This window comes from Draconibacterium sp., from assembly GCF_041583095.1.
GTDB lineage: Bacteria > Bacteroidota > Bacteroidia > Bacteroidales > Prolixibacteraceae > Draconibacterium.
The window spans coordinates 1-5,098 of record NZ_JBFHGM010000333.1; the positions used below are offsets into that span (position 1 = coordinate 1).

Consider the following 5,098-nt stretch of genomic DNA (forward strand, 5'->3'; position numbering starts at 1 on the left):
ATCCTTCTTTAAAGTCATAACTGTAGAATTTTAATGAAGTTAAAAATTAACCGAATTTCCCGGTCAGGTATTCTTCTGTACGACGGTCTTTTGGGTTGGTAAACATATCTTTTGTTTTACCATATTCAACCAATTCACCCAGGTACATAAACATTGAATAATCAGAGATTCGTGCTGCCTGCGACATGTTGTGTGTCACCATCAGTATCGAATAATTCTCTTTTAACTTTACCAGCAAGTCTTCAATTTTTGAAGTTGCCACAGGATCGAGTGCCGAGGTGGGTTCGTCGAGCAAAATCACTTCCGGATCGAAAGCCAGCGCCCTTGCAATACAAAGCCGTTGTTGCTGACCACCCGATAGAAATGTGCCCTTTTTATGCAAGGTATCTTTTACCTCATCCCAAAGTGTAACGTCGCGCAATGAACGTTCAACCACCTCATCGCGTTCTTTTTTCTTTAAACGAATGCCGTTTAATTTATAGCCGGCAATTACGTTGTCGTAAATGCTCAGTGTTGGAAACGGGTTAGGACGTTGAAATACCATACCGGCCATACGACGTAATTGAATGGTTGGCATATCGGTAATATCCTTGCCGTTTAAAATGAGCGATCCTTTGGTTTCGATGTTTTCGTACAACTCGTGCATGCGGTTAATGGCACGCAACATGGTACTTTTCCCACATCCCGACGGGCCCATTATTGCTGTTACCGCGTTTCGTTTAATATCGGCCGAAACATCCTTTACAGCATAACTCCCCTTATCGTACGCAACCGATAAATTGCGGATAGAAAGTACAGGATCTTTGATATTTAAAGTATCTGTTTTCATTGTTTTCTTCTCTATTTCGTTCGGGCAGCTATTCGTTTCGATACCAGGTTCAGGGTCAGTACCATTCCCATCAGTAATAAGGATGAGCTCCAAATCAGGTCTACCATATTCGGGTCGTTGTAAAACTCCCAGATTAACAATGGAATTGCACTTGTTGGTTTGGTAATGTCCAAATTAATGACTGAGCTGCCCAGTGCTGTGAGCATTAATGGTGCTGTTTCTCCAAGAATACGCGAAATCCCCAACAGAATGCCTGTTAGCAAACCGCTAAATCCGGTTGGAATAAGCACGCGCAGAATTACTTTGTAATACGGCACACCCAATGCAACAGCTGCTTCTTTTATCGATTGAGGAATCATTTTCAGCGTTTCCTCCGTTGAGCGTACGATCATTGGTAACATCATAATCGACAAGGACACACTACCTGCCAGTGCCGAAAAACCGCTGGTTATGGGTTTTACAATCCACATATAAGCAATAAGCCCCAATACGATGGAAGGAACGCCCTGCAAAATATCCGAAATATTTCGGGTAAGATTTGCCATTAATTTTCCCGGATTTTCGTACAGGTAAATGCCTGTAATAACACCAACCGGAATGGCAATAACCGAAGCCAGAACCACCATTAACAATGTTCCTGTAATTCCGTTTGCAATACCTCCGGGTATTAACTCGCCATTGCTTAATGCTGTCATCGCCTCAAAAGTATTCGGAGGTGTTTTGATAATAAAATCCAAACTGATCTGACGATAACCTTTTACCACCAATTTGTAGATAATTAGTACAATCGGCGAAATGGTAATCAACGACAAAAAGAGCACCAAACCCTTGAATAGTTTGTCTTTCAAGGTTCTTCGGCTGAGGTTTGCCGCTGTTATTTTTGCTGCAGCATTCATGTTATCCCATTCGTTTTATAATGAACTTACCAATGGCATTTATTATACCTGTTAACAGGAATAACAGCAAACCAATAGCAATCAGAGAGCTGAGCTTCAATCCATCGGCTTCGCCAAACTGGTTGGCAATTACGGAGGCCATTGTATTTCCCGTGCTGAAAAATCCATCGGGGACGATATTGGCGTTACCGATAAGCATGGTTACTGCCATGGTTTCTCCCAATGCACGCCCGAAAGACAAAATGTAACCGGCAATAATACCCGAACGTGCCGATGGTACCACCACATTAAAGATCACTTCCGAGCGGGTAGCTCCAAGCGAATAGGCTGCTTCTTCCAGCTCGTTCGGTACCATGGTAATAATCTCGTTACTCAGCGATGTGGCGTAAGGAATGATCATGATTGCCAGAATAATGCTGGCCGTGAAAATTCCAAATCCCTGGTTGGGTAATCCCAAATCGATAAGCAGCGGACGAAGCACGTAAAAACCCCACAAACCATATACAATTGAAGGAATTCCGGCAAGCAAATCAACCATGGTTCCCAGTATTTTTGCAATCCGGGTTCCGCGGTAATACTCGCCCAGAAACAATGAAACCGAAAACGATAAGGGTAAACTGATCAACAGCGCCGCTACCGAGGTTATGATTGTTCCGGCAATAAACGGAAGCGCTCCGTAGTTTTCTTTCCCTTCGGTTGGATTCCAGTTGTTCGACCAAATAAAACTCAGCCCAAAACTTTTCAGTGCCGGAATGGCACCTTCAACCAACGAAAAGATCATTCCTCCGGCTACAAAAAGTATTACGAACGATGAGAGCAGGAGAACGCCTTTTGTTATTTTATCGCTGTTCATTTGGTGGACTTTAAGAAGCTGAGAAAACTGCTTTGCCGGCAGCTTTCCCAGTTTCATTAAATCTGTTTTCGATAACTAAAACTAACTATTTCAACAATGGTTGCCCATCGAAAGTAACCGAGCGTAAAATCGCTTTGGCTTTTTCGGCAGCGGCATCCGGAAGCGGTGCGTAGTGTACCTTTTCGGCCTGGCCCTGTGCATCGGCGCTTACCAGCCAATCGAGGAAAGTAACGGTTGCCAGCGCCTGATCTTTAGCGCGACCATCGTAGTTTTGCTCTTTGTAAAGAATGATCCAGGTAAATCCGCTGATCGGGTATGATTCTGGATCATCAGAATTGGTCAACATGATACGTGTATCGGCAGGAATTTCTCCTTTTGCAGCAGCACTAACCGAAGCAATTGATGGCTCGATATAGTTACCGGCGCTGTTTTGCACCAATGCAGTTTGGATTTTCTGCGCAAAAGCATATTCCGATCCGATGTAACCAATGGCTCCTTCGGTTTGGCTAATGGTACCGGCAACACCGGGATTTCCTTTGGCACCCATACCAACCGGCCATTGTAACGATTTTCCTGTTCCCACAACATCTGCCCATTTTGTGCTGATTTTAGTCATGTAGTCGCTGAAAATGTAAGTTGTTCCGCTACCATCCGAACGGTGTACAAAAGTGATTTCCATATCAGGAAGGGCTAACCCTTCGTTGTTCGCTTTAATTGCCGGATCATTCCAGTTGATAATTTCACCCATAAAAATTTTCTCCAGCAATTCGTTCGACAGTTTAAGGCCATCAACACCGGGAAGGTTATAAGCAATAACAACAGCACCCAATACCGTTGGAATGTGAACTACTTCAGCAGGCATTTCTGCCAACTTGTCGTCGCTCAGGTAAGCATCGGTTGCACCAAAGTCAACCACTTTATCGGTTAAACTGCGGATACCTCCGCCTGAACCGATTCCGCCATAAGTAAGCAGCGTACCAAATTCTGATGTATAGTTCTTAAAAACCATATTGTAATAGGGCATCGGGAAAGTAGCTCCCGCAGCTGTTAAAGTCACTTTTGAAACTCCTGCTTTTTCTCCACCTTGTTTATTTGACGAGTTTGAGCAAGCTCCCAGAATAAATACTGTTAAAATCAGTAGGGCTAAATTTTTCATTTCTATTTCTTTTAATTTCTAGTTTTCTGTTTTCTATGGATTGCTAAATTGTTTTCATGGCGCTTAAAGAATTGAAAAGAGCATACTTTTCACTAAAATTTGTATTCAAAATTTAGATAGAAATATTTGGCATCAGGCTGGTCGGTATCTTGAAAACTCTTATATCTGAAGTTAGGAGAAATCTTTACTCCTTTTACAACAGCCCATTCCATTCCTGCCATCGCAACATTCTCACTGGCCAGTGCATTTTCTGCCATTAATTTGTCGTATCTGATAAAGGCTTGAAATTTTTCTTTGAATAGTAATGATCCGTAAGCCGAGAAGATATCGCGATCGTCATTCAAGTTAAACTTGTAATTTTTTAACATGTCGTACTCAACTCCAAGGCGAAGGTTGTCTTTTTCATAACCTAAAAAGAAAGAAATCATATCCTGATTTTCGTTTACAAGATCTTCAGTGGCATCAGGAGCGTAGAAATAATCATAATAGGTTCTAAACGCCAAACCATCAATGGGCTCTAACTCCAAACCATACCCTACGCGATACTTTCCTTCTGTATCCTGTTGTTTTTTAGCTCCCTCTCCATTGGTAAATGCCATGTCTGCCGAAAGCCAATCGAATACTTTGTATTTTAAGATAATCCCTGCATCAACACTATTGTTGAACTTATACTCGTCCATTGCTGATTTGTAGATGTAACGGTATCCCCAATAGTTCTCCTGGGTTTTGAACTGTTTCATTCCCAAAATACCAAATACGGCACTCAAACGATCACCTTCATAGGCAAGATAGGCATTACGTATGTATGCTACCTCTGTAAGTTTCCCACTATTTGGATTGTCCATATCAACAATAACTTTTGACGATAAACGGGGCGCGAATTGGTATTCATACCCAATAACCCCACGTGTTAATTCAAAGCCTGACTCTTCAGCGTAATCCACTTCTGAGTCACCACCAAATCCTTGATGCCAATTCGTAAAAACTTTAAATACTGCTTTCCCGGAAGGTTTAAATTCTTCATTTGATTCCTGGCTAAATCCTGCCATTACGATTCCTTGAACCAATAACAACAGCAAAAACATTTTTTTCATTTTATAACTTAAGATTGAATTTTGTCTATTTTTCGATGGCAAAAGTGCGGTAACGCTATTACACGTGAATTACAATATTATTACAAAACGATTAAATTATTTCGCGCAATAAAGCGTAAATCACTGTGTACCAACACAACTTGTTTCACTGTGATAAAATTACAAAACCGTAACAAGCTTTATTTACTTTGGGGAATAGAAATTATAGATGGGAACCTTTGTTTTGCGGTTGGCTAAAATGGAACACTACACAAGCGCGCACTGGCAGGG

Annotated in this window: 5 protein-coding genes; all 5 read right to left on the bottom strand. The window is 41.8% G+C overall.

The window, feature by feature from the left end; all coding sequences use genetic code 11:
* Window positions 1-46 precede the first annotated feature (46 nt).
* Window positions 47-829 (bottom strand): phosphate ABC transporter ATP-binding protein PstB, encoded by a 783-nt coding sequence (gene pstB / locus ABZB17_RS20355; RefSeq protein WP_372653085.1) that lies wholly within the window; start codon window positions 827-829, stop codon window positions 47-49.
* 11 nt (window positions 830-840) lie between these two features.
* The gene (pstA, locus tag ABZB17_RS20360; protein ID WP_372653087.1) at window positions 841-1,725 is read right to left on the bottom strand and encodes a phosphate ABC transporter permease PstA; all 885 of its coding nucleotides are present in this window, start codon (window positions 1,723-1,725) and stop codon (window positions 841-843) included.
* A 1-nt stretch (window position 1,726) separates the two neighbouring features.
* The gene (pstC, locus tag ABZB17_RS20365) at window positions 1,727-2,578 is read right to left on the bottom strand and encodes a phosphate ABC transporter permease subunit PstC (protein ID WP_372653090.1); all 852 of its coding nucleotides are present in this window, start codon (window positions 2,576-2,578) and stop codon (window positions 1,727-1,729) included.
* A gap of 85 nt (window positions 2,579-2,663) precedes the next feature.
* Complete coding sequence (pstS, locus tag ABZB17_RS20370) at window positions 2,664-3,734, bottom strand: phosphate ABC transporter substrate-binding protein PstS (RefSeq protein ID WP_372653092.1); 1,071 nt, start codon at window positions 3,732-3,734, stop codon at window positions 2,664-2,666.
* Window positions 3,735-3,826: 92 nt separating this feature from the next.
* Window positions 3,827-4,828, bottom strand: a complete 1,002-nt coding sequence (locus ABZB17_RS20375; protein WP_372653095.1) for a hypothetical protein — start codon at window positions 4,826-4,828, stop codon at window positions 3,827-3,829.
* Between the last annotated feature and the right edge of the window lie 270 nt (window positions 4,829-5,098).

What these genes read in the sequence shown, in the direction of transcription:
- ABZB17_RS20375 (WP_372653095.1), bottom strand. Translation starts at nt 4,828, where the DNA reads ATGAAAAAAATGTTTTTGCTGTTGTTATTGGTTCAAGGAATCGTAATG.
- pstA (WP_372653087.1), bottom strand. Translation starts at nt 1,725, where the DNA reads ATGAATGCTGCAGCAAAAATAACAGCGGCAAACCTCAGCCGAAGAACC.
- pstS (WP_372653092.1), bottom strand. Translation starts at nt 3,734, where the DNA reads ATGAAAAATTTAGCCCTACTGATTTTAACAGTATTTATTCTGGGAGCT.
- pstB (WP_372653085.1), bottom strand. Translation starts at nt 829, where the DNA reads ATGAAAACAGATACTTTAAATATCAAAGATCCTGTACTTTCTATCCGC.
- pstC (WP_372653090.1), bottom strand. Translation starts at nt 2,578, where the DNA reads ATGAACAGCGATAAAATAACAAAAGGCGTTCTCCTGCTCTCATCGTTC.